General features: G+C 65.9%; 17 protein-coding genes and 1 CRISPR repeat array. Of the genes, 3 read left to right on the forward strand and 14 right to left on the reverse strand.

Going from position 1 to position 19,611, the window contains the following annotated elements:
• Positions 1-71: 71 nt before the first annotated feature.
• The 10 genes from EV656_RS10240 to EV656_RS10285 all read right to left on the reverse strand — a co-directional run bounded on the left by EV656_RS10240 (position 72) and on the right by EV656_RS10285 (position 9,702).
• Positions 72-1,280 (reverse strand): ABC transporter permease, encoded by a 1,209-nt coding sequence (locus EV656_RS10240; protein ID WP_132603279.1) that lies wholly within the window; start codon positions 1,278-1,280, stop codon positions 72-74.
• A complete protein-coding gene (locus EV656_RS10245) occupies positions 1,280-1,984 on the reverse strand; it encodes an ABC transporter ATP-binding protein (RefSeq protein ID WP_132603282.1) in 705 nt (234 codons plus the stop codon). Before EV656_RS10245 ends, EV656_RS10240 begins: the two co-directional genes overlap by 1 nt.
• A gap of 4 nt (positions 1,985-1,988) precedes the next feature.
• Positions 1,989-3,242, reverse strand: coding sequence for an efflux RND transporter periplasmic adaptor subunit (locus tag EV656_RS10250; protein ID WP_132603285.1), 1,254 nt, complete (start codon positions 3,240-3,242; stop codon positions 1,989-1,991).
• A gap of 107 nt (positions 3,243-3,349) precedes the next feature.
• Complete coding sequence (locus EV656_RS10255; RefSeq protein ID WP_132603288.1) at positions 3,350-3,622, reverse strand: amphi-Trp domain-containing protein; 273 nt, start codon at positions 3,620-3,622, stop codon at positions 3,350-3,352.
• Complete coding sequence (locus EV656_RS10260) at positions 3,591-4,955, reverse strand: metallophosphoesterase (RefSeq protein WP_243695698.1); 1,365 nt, start codon at positions 4,953-4,955, stop codon at positions 3,591-3,593. Before EV656_RS10260 ends, EV656_RS10255 begins: the two co-directional genes overlap by 32 nt.
• A 29-nt stretch (positions 4,956-4,984) precedes the next feature.
• Complete coding sequence (locus EV656_RS10265) at positions 4,985-5,686, reverse strand: histidine phosphatase family protein (protein ID WP_132603291.1); 702 nt, start codon at positions 5,684-5,686, stop codon at positions 4,985-4,987.
• The gene (locus EV656_RS10270) at positions 5,679-6,755 is read right to left on the reverse strand and encodes an HprK-related kinase B (protein WP_132603294.1); all 1,077 of its coding nucleotides are present in this window, start codon (positions 6,753-6,755) and stop codon (positions 5,679-5,681) included. Before EV656_RS10270 ends, EV656_RS10265 begins: the two co-directional genes overlap by 8 nt.
• Complete coding sequence (locus EV656_RS10275) at positions 6,752-7,633, reverse strand: GAK system ATP-grasp enzyme (RefSeq protein WP_132603297.1); 882 nt, start codon at positions 7,631-7,633, stop codon at positions 6,752-6,754. The genes EV656_RS10270 and EV656_RS10275 overlap by 4 nt, the downstream gene beginning before the upstream one ends.
• The gene (locus tag EV656_RS10280) at positions 7,626-9,257 is read right to left on the reverse strand and encodes a phosphotransferase (protein WP_132603300.1); all 1,632 of its coding nucleotides are present in this window, start codon (positions 9,255-9,257) and stop codon (positions 7,626-7,628) included. Before EV656_RS10280 ends, EV656_RS10275 begins: the two co-directional genes overlap by 8 nt.
• Entirely contained in the window at positions 9,244-9,702 is a 459-nt protein-coding gene (locus EV656_RS10285; protein ID WP_132603303.1) for an NUDIX domain-containing protein, read from the reverse strand. The genes EV656_RS10280 and EV656_RS10285 overlap by 14 nt, the downstream gene beginning before the upstream one ends.
• A gap of 131 nt (positions 9,703-9,833) precedes the next feature.
• Here EV656_RS10285 and EV656_RS10290 point away from each other — a divergent pair, with 131 nt between their 5' ends.
• Positions 9,834-10,550, forward strand: a complete 717-nt coding sequence (locus EV656_RS10290) for a DUF5765 domain-containing protein (protein ID WP_132603306.1) — start codon at positions 9,834-9,836, stop codon at positions 10,548-10,550.
• Here the strand turns inward: EV656_RS10290 and EV656_RS10295 are convergent.
• Positions 10,547-10,981 carry a DUF1489 family protein gene (locus EV656_RS10295; RefSeq protein ID WP_132603309.1) on the reverse strand — a complete coding sequence of 145 codons (435 nt, stop codon included), beginning with the start codon at positions 10,979-10,981 and terminating at the stop codon, positions 10,547-10,549. The genes EV656_RS10290 and EV656_RS10295 overlap by 4 nt on opposite strands.
• 108 nt (positions 10,982-11,089) lie before the next feature.
• Here EV656_RS10295 and EV656_RS10300 point away from each other — a divergent pair, with 108 nt between their 5' ends.
• Positions 11,090-13,387: an adenosylcobalamin-dependent ribonucleoside-diphosphate reductase gene (locus tag EV656_RS10300; RefSeq protein ID WP_132603312.1), complete on the forward strand. Its 2,298-nt coding sequence runs from the start codon at positions 11,090-11,092 to the stop codon at positions 13,385-13,387.
• A 319-nt stretch (positions 13,388-13,706) separates the two neighbouring features.
• Positions 13,707-14,783 carry an AAA family ATPase gene (locus EV656_RS10305; protein WP_132603315.1) on the forward strand — a complete coding sequence of 359 codons (1,077 nt, stop codon included), beginning with the start codon at positions 13,707-13,709 and terminating at the stop codon, positions 14,781-14,783.
• Between the two features lie 211 nt (positions 14,784-14,994).
• On the opposite strand, the gene EV656_RS10310 is transcribed toward EV656_RS10305, so the two are convergent.
• The 3 genes from EV656_RS10310 to cas1 all read right to left on the reverse strand — a co-directional run.
• Positions 14,995-16,245 (reverse strand): IS256 family transposase, encoded by a 1,251-nt coding sequence (locus tag EV656_RS10310; RefSeq protein ID WP_132603345.1) that lies wholly within the window; start codon positions 16,243-16,245, stop codon positions 14,995-14,997.
• Between the two features lie 116 nt (positions 16,246-16,361).
• Positions 16,362-18,509: direct repeats of the CRISPR family, unit length 36 nt; unit sequence GTCCGGGTTTGGCCACGCCGCTTCTTCTGCTAGGAT.
• A 72-nt stretch (positions 18,510-18,581) separates the two neighbouring features.
• Complete coding sequence (gene cas2, locus EV656_RS10315; protein WP_200276616.1) at positions 18,582-18,929, reverse strand: CRISPR-associated endonuclease Cas2; 348 nt, start codon at positions 18,927-18,929, stop codon at positions 18,582-18,584.
• On the reverse strand, positions 18,922-19,611 hold a 690-nt coding region (gene cas1 / locus EV656_RS10320), incomplete at its 5' end, for a type II CRISPR-associated endonuclease Cas1 (protein WP_207899545.1). The genes cas1 and cas2, both read right to left, overlap by 8 nt.

The raw sequence follows: 19,611 nt of genomic DNA on the forward strand, positions 1-19,611 counted from the left end.
TCACGCACCAACAGGGTATGGCGCACCGGCCTTTCGGGCAACGCCTATTACCGGGCCGCGCCCCGCGCGCATCAGTGGCGCAGCGCCTCGATCGGGTCCAGCCGGGCGGCGCGCCGGGCCGGGAAATAGCCAAAGACCACACCGACCATCGCAGAAAACGCAAAGGCCAGCGCGATGGTTCCCGGATCGGGGGTAAAGGGCACGTTCAGCAGTTGCGCGCCCACGGCAGCCAGCCCCAGCCCCAACGCCACGCCCAGCACACCGCCCAGGGCGGACAGAACGATGGCCTCTACCAGGAACTGCAGCAGAACCTGCCCCGCCTGCGCGCCAACGGCCATGCGGATGCCGATTTCGCGCGTGCGCTCGGTGACCGAGACCAGCATGATGTTCATGATCCCGATGCCGCCGACCAGCAGGCTGACAGCCGCCACGGCGGACAACAGCCCCGTCAGTACGGTGTTCACGCTGTTCAGCATCGAGGCCACCTGTTCCATGTTGCGCAGGCTGAAATCGTCCTCTTCGCCGGGGCCGATGCGGCGCAACTCGCGCATCAGGGCGGTGATGTCGTTGGTCGCGCGGTCCACGGAATAGCCGTCGCGCACCGAGATGTAGATCGTGCCCACATCCATACTGCCCGCGATGCGCCGGCCAAAGGTCTTGAACGGGATCAGCACCACGTCGTCCTGATCCGTCCCGAAGGACGAGGCGCCCTTGGCCCCCAGCACGCCGATCACCTGGCAGGACATCGCGCCCAGGCGGATACGCTCTCCGATCGGATCGGCCTGGCCGAACAGCTCGTCCCGCACGGTTTCGCCCAGCAGGCAGACGGGCTTGCCCGCGCTTTCCTCAGCCGTTGCAAAGCCCCGGCCCGTGGCGACCGGCCAGTCCGTGGCCAGCAGATAGCGGCTGTCGGTGCCGGTGACCCGGGTCTGGTAGTTGGTGTTGCCGAACACCGCCACCAACGACGCGTTGCCCGACGGCGCGGCGGTTTCAACGCTGGCGACCTGATCGATGATCCGGTCCACATCGCCCAGGTCAAAGGCCCGCTCGGACCCGCCGCCGCTGCCGGGGCCGAACCGCATCTGGCCGGGGCTGAGGATCATCAGATTGGCACCCATCCGCTCGACATCCGCTGTCACCTGCGCGGTAGAGCCCTTGCCGATGGTGACCATGGCGATGACGGCGGCCACCCCGATCACCACCCCCAGCACCGTCAGGAAAGACCGCGTCGGGTTTCGCAGGATCGCCTGCAACGCCAGCTTGAAGGTTTCCCACAGCATCACCCGGCCCCTTTCGTCGGACGGTCGGACTGCACATTGCCATCCACCATCCAGATCAGGCGCCGGGCATAGGCGGCCATGTCTTCCTCATGGGTGACCATGACGATGGTCAGCCCGTCATCGCGATTCAGCGCCTGCAACAGGTCCATGATCTCGACCGAGCGTTTCGTGTCCAGGTTGCCGGTCGGTTCGTCGGCCAGCACCACCTGCGGCCCGGTGGCCAGGGCGCGCGCGATGGCGACGCGCTGCTGCTGCCCGCCCGACAATTCCGAAGGGTCGTGATGGGCGCGGTGGGCAAGCCCGACCTTGTCCAGCGCAGCCAAGGCCGCGGCCTCGCGCTCGGCCCGGCCCAAACCCTTGTAGATCAGGGGCAGTTCGACGTTTTGCAGCGCTGTCGTGCGGGCCAGCAAATTGTAGCCCTGAAAGATGAAACCCAGATAATGCCGGCGCAGCAGTGCGCGCTGATCCTGCGTCAGGGCCCCGACCTCGATGCCGTTGAACAGGTAGTGGCCGGATGTCGGCCGATCCAGGCAGCCCATGACGTTCATCGCCGTCGACTTGCCCGACCCGCTGGGCCCCATGACGGCGACGAACTCGCCCGGCTCGACGCTCAGGCTGACGCCGTCCAGCGCGCGCACCTCGGCCGCGCCCGTCCCGTAGACGCGCGCCACGTCGCGAAACTCGATGATGGGCGGTGTGGCCATCGGCTCAGTCCGCCTCGACCTGGTCGGTAATCACCTTGTCGCCCGGCGCAAGATCGCCCGCCAGGACCGCGGTCACATCGCCGTCGCTTTCGCCGGTGGTCAAGGGCACCTCGACGGGCTGGCCCGCGCGCAGGATCCAGACGCTCTTGCCCGTCGCGGCCGCACCGTTCCCGTTGCCGCCGGGCCGGCGCGGCATGACCAGCCCGATCAGCCCGCTACGCTCTTGCTTTTCGGCGTTCTCGGCGGCGCGGGGCGGGGCATAGCGCAGGGCCGCATTCGGCACCAGAACCGTATCCTGCACCGTAGTCACGACGATATCCGCGGTCGCCGTCATGCCCGGGCGCAGCGCCATGTCGGAATTGTCCAGCGTCAGGATCGCCTTGTAGGTCACCACGCCCTCGGTCGTTTCGGGGGCAAAGCGAACCTGCGTGATCTGGGCCGGGAAGGTCCGGTCGTCATACGCCTCGACGGTAAAGCGGGCCTGCTGGCCGACGGCCACCTTGCCGATATCGGCCTCGTCGATATCGGCCTGCAATTCCATCTGCGTCAGATCCTCGGCCACGGTGAACAGGATCGGCGCCGACAGCGAGGCGGCGACGATCTGCCCCGGATCGGCGTCACGCTCCAGCACGATCCCCTTGACCGGCGACAGGATGCGGGACTTGTCCAGATCGACATCGACGCTGCGCAGGTTGGCCTGGGCCAGCGCCAGATCGGCGCGCGCCGCCGCCAGTTCGGCCTCTGCCCGTTCAAAGCCGGCCTGCTGGCCGATAAAGGTCTCTTCGGTCTCGACGCCGCGTTCGACCAGTTTCCGGCCCCGGTCATAGGTCTGGCGCGCCTCCCGCAGGGAGGCCTCTGCCACCGCGACCTTGGCCTCGGCGGCCAGGACCGAGGCCTGTTGCACCGCCTGTTCAGAGGCAAGCTTGGCGGTGTCCAGCGTGGCCAGCAACGAGCCCACCTCGACCGCGTCGTTGAAATCGACCTCGACCGTTTCCAGCGTGCCCGACAACTCGCTTGAAATCTCGACCAGCTCGGTCGGCTCGATCGAGCCGGTGGCAGACACCACCACATCGAAGCCGCCGCGCGTGATCGCCTCGGTGACATAGCGGGGGCTGCGGGCATCTTCGCCACGGGGCCACAATGCCCAGGTCGCGGCCAGCGCAGCCACGAGCAGCACGTATTTCACCCAGGCCCAGCGGCCTGCCTTGTGCGAACCCAGCCCCAATGTGCGGCTGATGTCGTCCCGATCCGTCGGCATGGCGCCCCCCGAATAGCCCCGGCAACACGTCCCCTCGTACAGGATGCAAACGGCCCGGCGCGACCGTTCCGTCGCGGCGGCGGCAACGAATGGCAAAAAAGCCCGGATCAGGACGAGATTTTGGGCGCCCCCTTCGGCCGAGAGGGCTGCGCGGGATCGTTCCACGTCACTTTTAGAGTGACCTGGCAGGCGCCGTCCTCACGCTCGGCGGTGATGCGCAGGGTCATCAGGTCGGCGGTTTCCAGGACCATCTCGCGGTCGTCGTCGCCCAGGGTCAAACGCCCCTTGCCAAAGCCCTTGGACAAGGCGGTCAGCAAGGTCTTGATCGTCTTGCGATCCTGCAGCGATTCATGCGCGAACCGCGTGGTCTTGTCCGCCATAGCCCCTACCCGTCTGGCTGTCCCGATCCGGCGCGAAATGCTTGGCGCGCGGGTAATCCCTGCTCAGACCGATCACATCTCCGGAGGGAAAGATCAAGGTGGCCCCGGCCCCGATGCCCTCCAGCCCCTCCAGCCGGCGCGAGGCCCGGTCCAGGGTCACGTCGCCCTCCAGGTGCAACAGGCCCCGCTTGGCCCGGAGCCGCTGGCCCGCGTGGCTGTTCACGTGACCATGGACGACCATGTGAATGCCCGCGCCCTGCAGCAAGCCAACGCCCTGTTCCGTCAGATCCCAGTCCGAACTGCGGTACTTGGTCCGAACCAGGTTGGCCAGCGGGCCGAAGTAGAAGGCCAGCGTCGGATTTTCGGCCCCGGCGCGATAGCGGGCGTTGATGGCCGCGACCCCGCCCTTGGCCAACAGCGCGCACATGCTGTCGCAAATGCCGGCATGCACGAACAGCAGCGACCCGCTGCGCGCCACAACGTCCATCTCTTCATAGAACCACGCATAGGCGCCGCCCGGCGTGAAGAAGACATCGTGGCATTTCAGCGCCGCAGCCAGCAGCGCGCGGTCGGACAGCCCGGTTCGGCGCAATTCGCGGTCGAACTTGGCGCGCTTTTCGTTCAGCTTGCGGATTTCCTTGCGGATGGTGCGGGCGGGCAACTGGCCCGACGCCGCCGCGGCAAAGGCATCCGCCCAGTCCGGCCCCGGCACCAGGCGCGCCCGGCAGGCGGCCTCATCGGGCAGCGCGGCCAGATCGGCGGGGGTGACGAAACGATCATGCACCTCACGCAGGGCGGGCAGAATCTTGCGCCCCATGCGCACGAACAGGTGGTCTGTTAGGGGCGCGCGGGGGCCGCGCAGCGCGCTGACGGCCAGGCGCAGGCGCAGGTCATGGTTGCCCGCCAGGATCGTCAGATCGGCGCCCGTGGCGCGCAGCGCGGCCAGCGCGTCCAGCATCGCCAGGTTGCTGGGGCCCTTGTCCAGACTGTCGCCGCCAAGGATGATACGGGCCGCCCGGCCAAATTCCGTCAGCGCGAAACCGCGCCGGTCCGGATCGCGCCGGATGACGCCCGCAGCCACCAGCGAGCGCAAGAAACCCTCTGCGTCGGCATGGGTGTCGGACAGGAACACGACCGGGCTGTCCGGCCAGTGCCAGCCGCCATGGCGCCGGGCGTTTTCCAGACAGGCGGCAATCTGCGGCTGAATCCCAGGATCGCGGGCGCAGGGCCAATCCTCGACATCGCGCGGCAGATCGGACAGCTCGGCCGCGATGTCATAGACCGGGGGCAACAGGGTGGCGGCAATGTCCTCGGGGCGAACGGCACGATTCACGGCGGGGCCTCTTGCTGTGGCGCTGCCGGTCAATCCTTGGGATCGTCCTTGGGGGGCCTGACCTTCCACGAACCGGCAAAGTGGCGCCACTTACCACGCGGGCTGTAACAGAAAAGTAACGGCCGGGCGTGAAACATCGACAACCGGGCAATGTCATCGAAGGCCAGCAGGCCCAGGTGATGGGCGGCATGGCGAAAGGCGGCGCCATGGCCGACGCAAACCGTCACCTGCCCCGGCCTGCCGTCCCGCCCGACCCTGTGTTGCAGGTATCGCGCCACGCGCGCGCCCGCCTGCATCAGGCTTTCGGCACCCTCCAGGGGCAGGCGGTAATGGCTGTCGGCCTTCCATCCGGTGGGCGGGGGGGCGTGGCGGGGATCGGCGGCCAGCACCGCCTCGATCTCTGCCACGGTCAGGTTGGCCGCGCTGCCCAGGCCACGTTCGGCAAGCGACGGGGTTTCGCGGATTTCGCGAACCGCGTGGTCGCGCGCGCGCAGGGCCTCGGCAATGCCCGCGGCCGTTTGCCAGGCGCGCAACTGGCATGACGAATGGATCACCGGGTCCAGCGTCAGACCATGCGCCGCGATCAGGTCAGCCAGATCCGCGCCGCATTGGGTGGCCTGTGCCTGGCCCGCGTCGGTCAGCGGATAGGGTTGCCGCGCCGAGGGCGCGCCGGGCCGCTGGTGATAGGCGCCGTGCCGGACCAGCGCCAGATAGGCGGGCCGTTCATCCATCGAACAGCCGCCGCCCGTGGTCGGCCAGCACGTCGAAATCGATCTTGCCCGACACCTCGCGCACCCGCAGTCCGGCCAACGCGGACAGGAAGGGCGCGGGATCGGGGCGCGCGCCGTTGGGCTCAAATCGGCCGCCGGGGTGCTGGTAAAAGGGGCCGGGGCTTTTCATGATCGCGCCCAGCAGGTCGGGGCGGCGGGACAGGTCTGCATCCGCCAGGCGGGTCGGTTCGGCGCTGTCGTGGCGCCAGTTCAGCACCCAGAAGTCCGTCAGCGGCGCGGCGTATTGGACCCGCCCCGGCCCATAGACCTGGCCGATCATCAGGTCGTGCTTTTCCTCCAGCGCCCACAGCTCGCCCGGCGGCAACGCCGCCAGTTCCGCCCGCCGTTGCGGCGACAGCATCGGCGCCAACCGGGGGTTTCCCAGGATCGTGCCGGGGTTGATGCGGGGATGCTTGGGGATGCCCAACGCCTGCACCGGATCGCCGCCGCGCACCAGCAGCCGGTCGTTGGACACAAAGCGCTTGCCCGCGATGTCCATCATCCGCAGGACGGTCGTGGATTTGCCCCCGCCCGACAGCCCAGATATGGCCAGCGTCCGGCGCCCGTCGGTTACCGCCGCCGCGTGGCATAACTGCCAACCCTCGCGCAGCCCGGCATTCAGAACCTGCGTGTTGATGAAGTTGATGACGGTGCTGACATTTTCCGCCAAGGGGCCAAAGGCCAACACCGCATCGGGCGATTGCAGGAAGGTGACCCCGCTGCGCACCTTTTTCACCAGCCGGGCATCGTCCAGATCGACCACGGCATCCTTGCGCCCGGTCTTGCCCGGCTCGCGCAACCATGGGGTCCAGTCCGGTTCGGGGTCCAGCCGCTGGCCGGGCAGCAGGCGAATGACGATGTCGCCGGGGGTGTCCGACAATGCCTCGTCGAAATAGGCGACCAGTTCCCCGCGCAACGGGTCCGGGCACAGAACGCGCAGCGACACCGGGCCAACCGTCAGGTGGAACGGGTCTGCGGCCTCGGCCGGCGCCAGGTCCAGCCGCGCGATCACGTCCGCTGCGCATCTCATGCCGTCACCTCGGCCAGCACATGATCGGCCATCAACGCCATCGCATCCACCCCGCACCCCTGCAGCGCGCCGGAATACCCGCCGAAGGCCGACACCTCGAACACGATCGGGCCGTCCGGGGTCAGGGCGATATCGACAGTGGTAAAGCTAAGGCCGAAAGGCGCCTGCGCCCGACGGCCCAGATCGATCAGGTCGGGCGCGGGGTCGAAGGGGGCGTATTTGCCGCCTGCGTGGATCGTGGTGTTCCAACTGCCCGCCTGCCCCACGCGGGCATAGGTGCACAGATAGTCGCCGTTCAGGAACACCATGCCCAGGTCCTGGCCGGACAGGTCCACCCGTTGCTGGATGTACATCACCGGATTTTCCGCCCGAAAGGCCGCGATCCGCGCGGCGGTATCCGCCGCCCCGTGATCCAGCAGCACCATCCCCCGTGCCTTGGTCGAAAAGAGCGGCTTGAACACCGCCGAGCCAAAGCGCGCCAGGGTCTCGGCGGCGGCGGTTTCGTCCTCGGTGATTACGGTGGGCGGCATCGGGATATCCGCGCCCGCCAGTGTCACCGTGCAGGCCAGCCGGTCCATCAGGCGCAGAACCGCCTCGGGGCGGCTGAAGATACGCACACCGCGGGCCTCGGCCACGCGCAGCATTTCCAGCCGGTCCAGCGCGTCTGGGCTATAGGTTTCGGCGATCTTCTTCAGGACCAGCCCGTCCAGCGTGCACAGGTCCACGCCCTGGTACATCAGCCGCCCCGCGGTCAGGTCCAGCGTGACCCGCCCCATGTCGATGACCAGCCGATAGCCTGTCCGCGCCTCCAGCGCGTCGGCCAGCGCCTCGGTCGACCATTTTCCGGGGGTGCCAATCACCCCGATCCGTTTACCCATCGAACAGCACCCTCATCGGCAACTTGAAGCGTGTCTCGCCACCCTCGGGGACGGCCAGCAGGCGTTCCAGGATGTACCGGGACCGCAGAAACATGCGGCTGGCGTGGCCCGGATCCAGAACGAAGCGGGTGGAACTGGCAAAGGATCGCGCAAGACCCAGCGCCAGACGGAATTCAAACCCCGTATCCCCTTGGCTGCGCGCGAATTTCGCCGCCATCGCGTGCATCGCGCAGGCAACGCCCGCGATCCGCGCGCGCGTCGCGGCATCCAGCACCTGCAAGCGATAGTTCGACACCATGAAGACAGACACATCCTGCACGTAGTCCATATAGCAGGATCGGTGCAGGTCGATCAGCCGGATCTTTTTCTCGTGCGGGTCGTAGATCACGTTGTCCAGGTTGAAATCCCCGTGGATCCAAACCGACAGCGGCGCTGGCAGCGCCGCCTCTCGCCGGGCGGCGGCGGCAACCAGCGCGTCGAAGCTTTCGATCCCGGCCCCCTGTATCCGCTGCGGCCCGACCGCAAAGGACGGGTGCAGCCGGTAGACATCGGGCATCCGGCGCGCAAGCTGCTCCATCGCCTTCATCTCGGCGGGGGTGTCGGCCCTTGTGCGCTGCCAGATGTCGCGCAGGGTCTTGTGCAACGCCTTCTGCGCGGCGCCCAGTTCGGAATCCGTGCCGCCCAGAACGATATCCTCGAAGGTCTCGCCGTTCAGATGCTCGATCAGCAGCGCGGCAGAGTCGCCGCGCTTTTCGTAGGACAGGATCTTGGGCGCCAGGCCGGGATAGACCGAGTTCCAGCTTTTCACCCCGACGCGTTCCTGTTTGACCTTCTTGCGGGCGCCATCCTTGAACACGGCGTCGACCGTGCCGCCCTTGCCGCCCGCCATGCGCACCCCCGAGATCGCACTGCCCGAGCGGGTTTCGGCAAGCGGCTTGAGGGTGATATCCGCGTCGTCCTCGGCCATGCCTGACAAGACGCTGCGCAGGGTGAAATAGCGTTCGAACTGGACGGTCTGGCCGATATTGATCGACAAGAGCGCCTCGCCGATCCCGCGCAGGGCCTCGCCCATACGGTGCACGGCGCTGGCGGTCAGCAGGGCGTGGGACAGATCCTCGGTATGCCGGGTCTCGCGCATGTCGCGGGTATAGGTCCGAAACATCCGGTCATAGAAGGCATCCAGCCTGGCCGTGTCGCCGATGCCCGCCGCCATGTGGCTGTCGCGGCTGCGCAGCGCATCGGGCACGCGGGCCACGGTGTCGCGAACCAGCTTGACCGGGGTCAGGTAGGCGTCGGCGCGCAACAGCTTGTTACGCTCGACATCCTCGGCGTGGCGCACCGCACGCCGCGCCAACCGGGCGGTCGTTTCCAGGTTGCGCGCGATCGTGTCGACCCCTTTCAGGTGCAGGTCGCGTGCCGCGCCGCCCTTGCCGCGCTGCATACCCGTCAGGCAGCCCTTGCGCACCCGTTCCGACAGGTTCTGCGCATAGCCCGCCCGCTGCACCAGGCGCTGCGCGGTTTCGGTCTGCGGGTCGCGGAAATACACCCCGAGCAGGGCCAACTGCCCATCCAGTTCGGCCAGCAGGAAGGACAGGTTTTCCTCTACCGCCTCAGGCAGTTTCACTGCGCAACGCCCCCAGATAGACCGGCGCGTCCCCTCGCCCCAGCGCCAGGTCGTAACGCGGGACAAAGGCCGGGCCATCGGTTTCAGGATCGACCCAGCGCACCTGAACCTGACGCTTGTCGGGGCGGGCGCCCATCTGCGGGCGATAGCTATCGGGTACGGTGCAGGCGAACAGGATTTCGATCAGTTGCCGGTCTTCCGCATCCGGGCGGATGCGGGTCACGTCGGCCACATGCAGCACGTCGCCGATGGTGGGCGCGATGCCGATCTCTTCCTCGCATTCCCGGATCAGGCAGGCCTGCATGGTCTCGCCGGGTTCCTGGCGGCCACCGGGCAAGGTCAGATAGCGCCGCCCGTCGGGCCGCTGCTTGACCTGAATCAGGAACTTGCCATCCCGGCGGATGACGGCACGCACCGTCGGGCGTATCGGCAGCGGGGCAATCATGGGGCCTTATTGCCCAAGGCCCGGCCGAATCCAAGGGGAACCATGCCCCGGCGCCGCCCCAGACGGCCCCAATTTTCTTGCCAACCGCCCTGCCCCACCGCACACTTCCCCCGACAACCGGGAGGTGCCCCATGTGTTGGTCCGCCGAAGTTTCCGTCGCCATGGTCGGCATAGGGGCCGCCGCAACCGCCGCCACCGCCTGGCGGGGCGAGGCGCGGGGGATCTGGGTCACGCTGGGCTTCTTCACCTTCATGGAGGCATTGCAGGCCGCAGGCTACGCCGTGGTCGATGACTGCACCAACCCGGCGAACAGGGCGGTCACCCTGCTGTCCTACCTGCATATCGCGGTGCAGCCCTTTTTCATCAACGCGTTCGCGATGGCGATCGTGGGCCATACCGTGCCCGCCCGCACCCGGCGCGCGGTCTGGGCGGTCTGCGGGGCGGCGACGGCCTGGATGCTGGCGCAACTGATCCCGCTGGAGGCCTTGGGCACCTGCCGCCCCGGTTCGGTCCTGTGCGGCGAGCGGCTGTGCACCATCACTGGCACATGGCATATCGGGTGGGAGGTGCCCCTGAACGCGCTGACCGGCTATATCCCCAGCCTGATGGGCCAGACGCTGCAATTTCCCAGCTACATCCTGGCGGCCTTTGTCATGCCGCTGTTCTATGGCGCCTGGCGTTTCGTGCTGTTTCACGCGGCGGTCGGGCCGATCCTGGCCAACCTGCTGACCGACAACCCCAACGAGATGCCGGCGATCTGGTGCCTGTTCTCCGTCGCGATCATCCTGGTGGGGATGAGCCCGGCCATACGCCGCCCGCTGGCCGGGCCGCGGGGCCGGACCGCCTAGCGCACCCCGATTTCGGCCAGCGCGGCCATCAGGGCGGGGGGCAGCTCTTCCTCTTCCTGGCGGCCCTGGGGCAGGTCGCGGGGGGCATCCTGGGCCGACAGGTAGCGCCACCCCTGAAAGGGACGGCGCGGCACCGCCTCTGTCCGCATGATGGCGGGGTCTAGCACGATGCCGCAGCGCGCGATGCCGTCACTGCCGGTCACCTGGTCCAGCCGCACGATACGCTGGCGGGCCAGGATCACGCCCTTGAACACCCAGTAAAGCGAACCGCCGTTCAGCAATTCATCGGCACGCTTGGGCCACATCCGGGTGACGTGCCGGGGCAGGCCATCCGGCCCCTTGGCGCGGGCGCTGTCCTGCCAGCGGGCCAGATCCTCTACCGCTTCGGCGCCGACGCACAGCTTTACCAGATTGACATGGCGCGCGGCCATCCTGACCCCCAGATTCTGTTGATGGCGTTCGAGCCTAGGCTAATTGTTGCGGAGTTCAAGCCAAGGGCCTATTCTTGCCGCCCTTCACCGCGCCCCGAGGACCATCAGATGAGCCGCTTTTCCGCCCCCATTGCCGCGCAGATCTGGGACATGAAATACCGCCTAAAGGTATCAGACGGCACGCCGGTCGACCTGACGGTCGAGGATAGCTGGCGCCGCATCGCCCGCGCCCTGGCCGCGCCAGAGGCCGACCCCGCCGCGTGGGAGGACAGGTTCTACACCGCGCTGGAGGATTTCCGCTTTTTGCCCGCGGGGCGGATCACCGCGGGCGCGGGGACCGGACGCAATGTGACGCTGTTCAACTGCTTCGTCATGGGCACGATCCCCGACAGCATGGCCGGCATCTTTGACATGCTGAAAGAGGCCGCGCTGACCATGCAGCAGGGCGGCGGGATCGGGTACGACTTTTCCACCATCCGGCCCAAGGGCGCCGACGTGCATGGGGTTGCGGCCGATGCCTCTGGCCCGCTGTCGTTCATGGATGTGTGGGACGCGATGTGCCGCACCATCATGTCGGCCGGTTCGCGCCGGGGCGCGATGATGGCAACCATGCGCTGCGACCACCCCGATATCGAGGATTTCATAACCGCCAAGCAGGACGCCGCGCGGCTGCGCATGTTCAACCTCAGCGTGCTGGTCACCGATGCCTTCATGGACGCGGTCAAGGCCGATGGCCCATGGGAGCTGCAATTCGACGGCAAGGTCTATCACACGGTGCAGGCGCGCGACCTGTGGAACCGCATCATGCGCGCGACCTACGATTACGCGGAACCGGGCGTGATCTTTATCGATCGCATCAACCAGATGAACAACCTGGCCTATTGCGAGGACATCGCCGCGACCAACCCCTGCGGCGAACAGCCCCTGCCCCCCTATGGCGCCTGCCTGCTGGGTTCGATCAACCTCGCGCGCCTGGTCCGCGACCCGTTCGAGGCCGGCGCCGGGCTGGACGAGGACGCGCTGGACGAACTGGTCGCGACCGCCGTGCGGATGATGGACAACGTAGTGGACGCGTCCCGCTTTGCCCTGCCGCAACAAGAGGAAGAGGCAAAGAACAAGCGCCGGATCGGGCTGGGCGTGACCGGGCTGGCCGATGCGCTGCTGATGGTGGGGCTGCGCTATGGGTCCGACGAGGCGGCGCGCCAGACCGAACGCTGGTTGCACCGGATCGCCCGCGCCGCCTACCTGGCCTCGGTTCAATTGGCCAAAGAAAAGGGCGCCTTCCCGCTGTTCGACGCCGACAAGTACCTGGCCAGCGGGTCGCTGACCCATATGGATCAGGACGTGCGCGCGGCGATCGCGGAACACGGCATCCGCAACGCGCTGCTGACCTCGATCGCGCCCACGGGCACGATCAGCCTGTATGCCGGCAACGTGTCGAGCGGGATCGAGCCGGTCTTTGCCTATGCCTATACCCGAAAGGTTCTGCAAAAGGACGGAAGCCGCACCGAGGAAGAGGTGGTGGATTACGCCGTGCGCCTGTGGCGCGAGAAATTCGGCGATGCCGAGTTGCCCGACTATTTCGTCAACGCCCAGACGCTGTCCCCCGCCGAACATGTCAAGATGCAGGCCGCCGCGCAGAAATGGGTGGATTCGTCGATCTCCAAGACGATCAACTGCCCCGAGGATATCGGGTTCGACGCGTTCAAGGATGTGTATCTGCAAGCCTATGAAACCGGCTGCAAGGGCTGCACCACCTACCGCCCGAACGAGGTGACCGGCAGCGTCCTGAGCGTGGCCGAGGAGAAACCCGAACAGGCCCGCGCCGAACATATCCCCGTGGCCGATGGCACCAACCCCGTACCCCCGGGCGACGTGGTCTATATCGCCGACCCGCTGGACCGCCCCCAGGCGCTGGAGGGCAATACCTACAAGCTGAAATGGCCCGACAGCGAGCACGCGATCTATATCACCATCAACGATATCGTCATCTCGGGCCGCCGACGCCCGTTCGAGGTCTTCATCAACTCCAAGAACATGGAACACTTCGCCTGGACGGTGGCGCTGACGCGGATGATCTCGGCGGTGTTCCGGCGCGGTGGCGATGTGTCCTTTGTGGTGGAAGAGTTGAAGGCCGTGTTCGACCCCCGCGGCGGGGCGTGGATGCAGGGCAAGTACATCCCGTCGATCCTGGCAGCCATCGGCGGCGTGATCGAACGGCACATGATCGCCATCGGCTTTATAGACGGCGAGGGTATGGGCCTGAAATCCGACCCCCAGATCGACGCCATGGCGGTCGGCGACGCCCCCCGCGGCCCCGCCTGCCCCAGCTGCGGCGCCTTTGACATGCGCATGGTCGAGGGCTGCATGACCTGCATGAGCTGCGGCTATTCCAAGTGCGCGTAGCCAATCAGCGCGCAGCTGTCTGTCCCACCCACCGAAAATCTGCCATTTCGGGGGTTATCTGCCATTTTGACACGCGATTGCTTTCCACCGGCGCGCACGCTTTCAAAAATATGACATAAAAACAATACCTTGTCGAATCATGGCTTCGGGGCGCCTTCGGGCGTCCTTCGGCTGGGCCGGGGCATTGACGGGCCGCCCCGCTCCTGCTTCCTCTCTGCCCAAGACCCGGGTCCTTTCATGAAACCACCGGCCGCCCCCAGGGCGGTCGCGCGGTGGCGTCGCGCTGGCGGCGGCATCGTCGTGCCAGAAAGGATACCCCATGGCTCGCATTCCCTTCGTCGACGCTCGCCCCGGCAGAGAGATCCCGACCGTCCGCGAGGTGCGCGGCCGCCTGCGCCGCTTCCTGCTGGGATACCGGGCCAGGGCCCGAGGTTGGGTCGATGACCCGAAAGAGCAGGACACATTCCTTGCCTCTCAATTGCCAGCCAAGGATGAGGCACGCATCGATCGCCGGGCCGCGCGCTATGTCGAAAGGCTGACGGCCGCGACCAGGCTGGGTCATCTTCGGCAGGAGGATCGCGAGCGCCTCGCCCCGCTGCGAGACGGGGTCACGCTGGTCGAGATCGGCAGCGAGGCGCGCGCCGACGAGCTGGCCGCCACCCTGCAGGCGGAAATGCCCTGGATGGCGCCCGCGACCGAGGCCGCCTGGCACGCGATGCGCCAGTCGGTGCGCCAGGGCGCGGCAGGCTTTCGCATGCCGCCCCTTCTGCTGGTGGGCCCACCCGGCATCGGCAAGAGCCATTGGGCCCGGCGCCTGGCCCAGGTCGTGGGGCTGCCCGCCACGATGATCGACGCGACCGGCGAACCGGCCAGCTTTGCCCTGACCGGGATGCAGCGCGGCTGGTCCTCGGCCGCGCCCGGCAGGCCCCTGACCACAATCCTCGCACAGCTTGTCGGCAACCCGGTGATCGTGCTGGACGAGGTCGAGAAGGCCGGGGCCGTGACCTCGGACAAGGGCCGGTCCTACGACATGGGCAACGCGCTGCTGCCCTTGCTGGAGCCGCTGACCGCGCGGGCCTGGGACTGCCCGTATTTCCAGCTGCGGTTCGACATGTCGTGGATCAACTGGGTAATGACGGCAAACAGCCTGTCCAGCCTGCCCGCACCCCTGCTCAGCCGGTGCCCGCCCTTGACCCTGCCAGGCATGAGGATCGCAGACCTGCAGGCGTTTGCCCGGCGTGAGGGCGCGCGGCGCGGGCTGACGGCGCCCGCGATCGATGCAATCGCCGAAACCCTGGATCGGGTTCCCCCTTCGGGCCTCGAGCCCAACCTGCGGATGGTCACGCGCATGCTGGACAGGGCGGAAGTGCTGGAAAACCGGCCTGTATATCATTGATCGGGGTCCGTTGCGCGGGGGCGAGTGAGACTGAGTCCGAGAGGCTTCTACGGAAAAAGTTGCTTCGGTTTGGCCACGCCGCTTCTTCTGCTAGGATAAACAGTGACCACGCAGGCACAACCGATCCGTCCGGGTTTGGCCACGCCGCTTCTTCTGCTAGGATTTGCCCGCCGCAACATACGAGATATGCGCAGAAGTTGGTGACGCTTGATCAGGCGGCGGCTTGACGTTGGCGGAGCCCGTCGCGGAACTCAACCCCTTCAATGATCTCGGGCAGGCGGTTCTGGCCGTCGAGCTTTCGCCATTTCTTCTGCGCCGACATCATCAGCTTGAACGCCATGGCGAGCCCGGTCTTTCGGCTGAGACAGCCCTTCGTGCGTTTTGTGCGATGCCGGACGGTGGCGAAGGTGCTCTCGATCGGATTTGACGTCCGGATGTGTTTCCAGTGTTCCGCAGGGTAGTCGTAGAAGGTCAGCAGCGCGTCGCGATCCTTGACCAGCTTGGCGGCCGCCTTGTCCCATTTCACGCCGTAGGTTTCGACGAAGAAATCGAAGGCGACGTTGGCTTTGGCCTTTGTCTCGGCCTGCCAGATGTCGTGCAGATGCGCTTTCGCCTTGGCCTGCACGGATTTCGGCATCGCATTGAGCACGTTCATCGTCTTGTGGACCCAGCAGCGCTGTTCCTGCGTCGTGGCGAATACCTCGCGCAGCGCGGTCCAGAACCCAAGGGCACTATCACCGATGGCCAGCTTGGGGTCCTGTTTCAGGCCGCGCCGCCGGAGATCGAGAAGCACCTCGCGCCAGCTTTGCGTGCTTTCGCGGAAGCCGTCGGTCATGGCCAGCAGCTCCTTCCGGCCGTATTCGTCCGCCCCGACGATCACCAGAACGCATTGTTTTTCTTCAGACATCCGCGGCTTGAAATAGACGCCATCCGCCCAGATATAGAGAAAACGCCGCGTGCCGAGGTCGCGCTTTTCCCAGGCCTGGTACTCCGTCCACCAATCGGCCTTCAGCCGGGTGACGGTCTTGGCCGACAGCCCCTTGGCATCTGCGCCCAACAAGGCCTCCAGCGCCTCGGTGAAATCGCCCGTGGACAGCCCCTTGAGGTAAAGCCAGGGCAGCAGCTCCTCGACCGATCTCGCCTTGCGCAGATACCGCGGCAGGATGCTGGGCGTGAAGGTGATCTTGTCGTCCCCCGGCTTGCGGTCCCGAACGCGCGGCACCTTGACGGTCACCGGCCCGACGCCGGTCAGGATCTCGCGTTCGGGCAGGTATCCGTGCCGGACCAGCCTGGCCCGGCCGTCCTCAAGCCTGTCCTCGGTGAACGCGGCCAGCAGCGCGGCCAGTTCCGCCTCGACCGCCTGCTCGATCAACCTGCGCGCCCCGCCGCGGATGAGGTCGGTCAACGGGTCCGGCGAAAATCCCGATGGATCGGGCAGCGTGGCGATGGTAGTCTCCAACATGTGGCATACCCCTTTCTCGGCAGAGAATTGACGGCGTCTGAACACCGCCATGATATGCCGCCCCTCAGGGCATCACCAACTTTCGCGCGTTTCTCGCAACATACTGCGTAATGATTGTCCGGGTTTGGCCACGCCGCTTCTTCTGCTAGGATAAAGCTGTCGAAACCTACAATCGCCTCACCGTCCGGGTTTGGCCACGCCGCTTCTTCTGCTAGGATAGGCGCGACACGCCCTCATGCCGCAGGTCGGTCCGGGTTTGGCCACACCGCTTCTTCTGCTAGGATACAAACGCTGAAGGCGACATGTGCGTTATCGTCCGGGTTTGGCCACGCCGCTTCTTCTGCTAGGATCACCTTCGCGACCCGCATGCTGCGCCAGACGTCCGGGTTTGGCCACGCCGCTTCTTCTGCTAGGATAATGGCGAGATCGAAGATGATGAATACTTCGTCCGGGTTTGGCCACGCCGCTTCTTCTGCTAGGATCTGGCCGGGCAGCTGCACATGGCCGCGCACGTCCGGGTTTGGCCACGCCGCTTCTTCTGCTAGGATTCCAGGAGCGCATGATGTGCTCGTGCAGGTGTCCGGGTTTGGCCACGCCGCTTCTTCTGCTAGGATTGGGCGCAGCGGCGGGCTGACCAACGCCGCGTCCGGGTTTGGCCACGCCGCTTCTTCTGCTAGGATGCAACCCGCAAGCGGTTGTCGTGGGCCTGAGTCCGGGTTTGGCCACGCCGCTTCTTCTGCTAGGATACCCATCACGGACAGTGATCAAACCGAGTTGTCCGGGTTTGGCCACGCCGCTTCTTCTGCTAGGATCCTGGTGCGCCTTATCCACGACCAATTCGCGTCCGGGTTTGGCCACGCCGCTTCTTCTGCTAGGATGACCGCGTCGGATTGGTTCGAGCGCACCTGGTCCGGGTTTGGCCACGCCGCTTCTTCTGCTAGGATGTCTACCGCCCCGACCCGACCAACCAGCCGGTCCGGGTTTGGCCACGCCGCTTCTTCTGCTAGGATCAGCCAGATCGGCGCTATTGCTGCCGGGGTGTCCGGGTTTGGCCACGCCGCTTCTTCTGCTAGGATCGAGGACGGCGGGCAGCGCGGAACGGATCAGTCCGGGTTTGGCCACGCCGCTTCTTCTGCTAGGATTGCCAGCCCGCGCCGCATCAGCGGATCAACGTCCGGGTTTGGCCACGCCGCTTCTTCTGCTAGGATCTACAGCAACAACATCATGATGGTTGCGCAGTCCGGGTTTGGCCACGCCGCTTCTTCTGCTAGGATGCAGCTGCGCGGCGTGGATAATCACACCGTGTCCGGGTTTGGCCACGCCGCTTCTTCTGCTAGGATTATCGCGTCGAGCATGTCGAAGAGCTCGAGGTCCGGGTTTGGCCACGCCGCTTCTTCTGCTAGGATGACCGTCGCCAGAGAGCGATGGACCGCCCGGTCCGGGTTTGGCCACGCCGCTTCTTCTGCTAGGATTGATCCCTCCACGGCCTTTACCAATTCCGTGTCCGGGTTTGGCCACGCCGCTTCTTCTGCTAGGATCGGCTACGTCACCACATGGTATGACCAGTCGTCCGGGTTTGGCCACGCCGCTTCTTCTGCTAGGATAAGCCCAATTAGCGCGGCACACAGAGGAGTGTCCGGGTTTGGCCACGCCGCTTCTTCTGCTAGGATACGGACGCCCCTTTGATCGCCAACCCATCAGTCCGGGTTTGGCCACGCCGCTTCTTCTGCTAGGATCCCCGGCGCGCTGGATGGTCACGAAGGCTGGTCCGGGTTTGGCCACGCCGCTTCTTCTGCTAGGATAGATGCCCTCGCTCAGTCGTCCGAAGGCAAGTCCGGGTTTGGCCACGCCGCTTCTTCTGCTAGGATGGGGGTCACCATACGGGAGATAGGGACATAGTCCGGGTTTGGCCACGCCGCTTCTTCTGCTAGGATCCTTTCGATTTCGTCTGTGAGGGTTAGGTAGTCCGGGTTTGGCCACGCCGCTTCTTCTGCTAGGATGTCAGCCCGGATGATCTGGACATGGAGCCTGTCCGGGTTTGGCCACGCCGCTTCTTCTGCTAGGATCTGGGCGTGGATGTGAACCCCGATGAACTGGTCCGGGTTTGGCCACGCCGCTTCTTCTGCTAGGATGAAGGCAACACCAACGAGGAACCCATGTTCGTCCGGGTTTGGCCACGCCGCTTCTTCTGCTAGGATCGGGCCGACCAAGCGGCGTGGCGATCTCCAGTCCGGGTTTGGCCACGCCGCTTCTTCTGCTAGGATAAGCCCCGTGCAACCCTCTGTTGCACGGGGCTTTTTCTGGCGTCGTGCTCCCAAGAATTGAACACAGGGTGCTCAAAAGAGAGCCAACTGGCGCGGTTTTTCATCTGGTCTCGCCGGTCGGGCCTGCCCGCGAAAGACTTGGCTTTGCACATATTGCTTGTCCGTGAAGAAAAGCACCTGAACATGTCCCGCCTCTGGAACGCAATCCCCGACCTGTCGCGCAAAGGATTCGGCCTTTTCCCGGCTCCACGCATGTCGAAGATACACCGAGAATTGGACCATCTCGAACCCCAAATCGAGGAGATCGTTGCGAAACCGCGTGGCGCGTTTGCGTTCAGCCTTGGTGCCGACGGGGAGATCGAATAGAATCCAGACCCACATGACCTGATATCCTGAAAGTTGCTTGTAGCGTTCAGGCATGCTCGGGCTCGCCCATTTCGTCCGGCAGGGGCCGGGATGGGAAATCCAGCTTCAGTTTGCGATCGAGGAAGGACCGCGCGAGGCTTTGTGCGAGGCGGACAAGAACCTGAGAGAGTGGCGTGGCACCGTTTCGGGTCGGAAAATCGGCAGAGAGGCACGAGACAAGGTCCTCGCGGGCATTCTCCACACAGGTGAGTCCCTCGGCCACGAGGCGGTGCACGATCAGGTCCACCGTCGGGCGGAACGGCTCCATGAGATCATCGGCAAGCGCCAGTGCATCGCCGCCTGAGCGGTGATGCACCGACAACGACGGGTGCAGCCCGGCGGAGACGATGGCGCGAGCGGTTGCGGCGCGCAGAACGGCATAGCCATAGTTAAGCATGGCGTTAACGCCATCCGCCCCGCGGTCCCGCCGGAAATCCCGTCCCATCAAGAGGGGCCAATAGGCTTGCGCTGCCTGAGCCTCGCGATTGTCAGGGTCTCCGGAGCGAACCGCGGTCAACAGCCTGCGCAGGCGTTCCGAAGGCTGGCCGATCCGGTCCAGTGCCTCGGCCTGTGCGGCGATCTTGTGGCGGACCATAGAGGCCCAAGGTAAGCCCCCGATTTGCACCGCCTGCCTGAAGGTGGCGTGATCGCCTAAGACACGTGCATAGCGACGTCGCAAATGACGTCTCTTACGTGG

Source organism: Rhodovulum adriaticum, from assembly GCF_004345735.1.
Taxonomy (GTDB): domain Bacteria; phylum Pseudomonadota; class Alphaproteobacteria; order Rhodobacterales; family Rhodobacteraceae; genus Rhodovulum; species Rhodovulum adriaticum.

Excerpts from the sequence above, each read along its gene's own strand:
- EV656_RS10285 (WP_132603303.1), bottom strand. The coding sequence starts at position 9,702 with ATGATTGCCCCGCTGCCGATACGCCCGACGGTGCGTGCCGTCATCCGC.
- EV656_RS10250 (WP_132603285.1), bottom strand. The coding sequence starts at position 3,242 with ATGCCGACGGATCGGGACGACATCAGCCGCACATTGGGGCTGGGTTCG.
- EV656_RS10290 (WP_132603306.1), top strand. The coding sequence starts at position 9,834 with ATGTGTTGGTCCGCCGAAGTTTCCGTCGCCATGGTCGGCATAGGGGCC.
- EV656_RS10265 (WP_132603291.1), bottom strand. The coding sequence starts at position 5,686 with ATGGATGAACGGCCCGCCTATCTGGCGCTGGTCCGGCACGGCGCCTAT.
- EV656_RS10300 (WP_132603312.1), top strand. The coding sequence starts at position 11,090 with ATGAGCCGCTTTTCCGCCCCCATTGCCGCGCAGATCTGGGACATGAAA.
- EV656_RS10245 (WP_132603282.1), bottom strand. The coding sequence starts at position 1,984 with ATGGCCACACCGCCCATCATCGAGTTTCGCGACGTGGCGCGCGTCTAC.
- EV656_RS10270 (WP_132603294.1), bottom strand. The coding sequence starts at position 6,755 with ATGAGATGCGCAGCGGACGTGATCGCGCGGCTGGACCTGGCGCCGGCC.
- EV656_RS10240 (WP_132603279.1), bottom strand. The coding sequence starts at position 1,280 with ATGCTGTGGGAAACCTTCAAGCTGGCGTTGCAGGCGATCCTGCGAAAC.
- EV656_RS10275 (WP_132603297.1), bottom strand. The coding sequence starts at position 7,633 with ATGGGTAAACGGATCGGGGTGATTGGCACCCCCGGAAAATGGTCGACC.
- EV656_RS10255 (WP_132603288.1), bottom strand. The coding sequence starts at position 3,622 with ATGGCGGACAAGACCACGCGGTTCGCGCATGAATCGCTGCAGGATCGC.
- EV656_RS10295 (WP_132603309.1), bottom strand. The coding sequence starts at position 10,981 with ATGGCCGCGCGCCATGTCAATCTGGTAAAGCTGTGCGTCGGCGCCGAA.
- cas2 (WP_200276616.1), bottom strand. The coding sequence starts at position 18,929 with ATGCCTGAACGCTACAAGCAACTTTCAGGATATCAGGTCATGTGGGTC.
- EV656_RS10305 (WP_132603315.1), top strand. The coding sequence starts at position 13,707 with ATGGCTCGCATTCCCTTCGTCGACGCTCGCCCCGGCAGAGAGATCCCG.
- EV656_RS10310 (WP_132603345.1), bottom strand. The coding sequence starts at position 16,245 with ATGTTGGAGACTACCATCGCCACGCTGCCCGATCCATCGGGATTTTCG.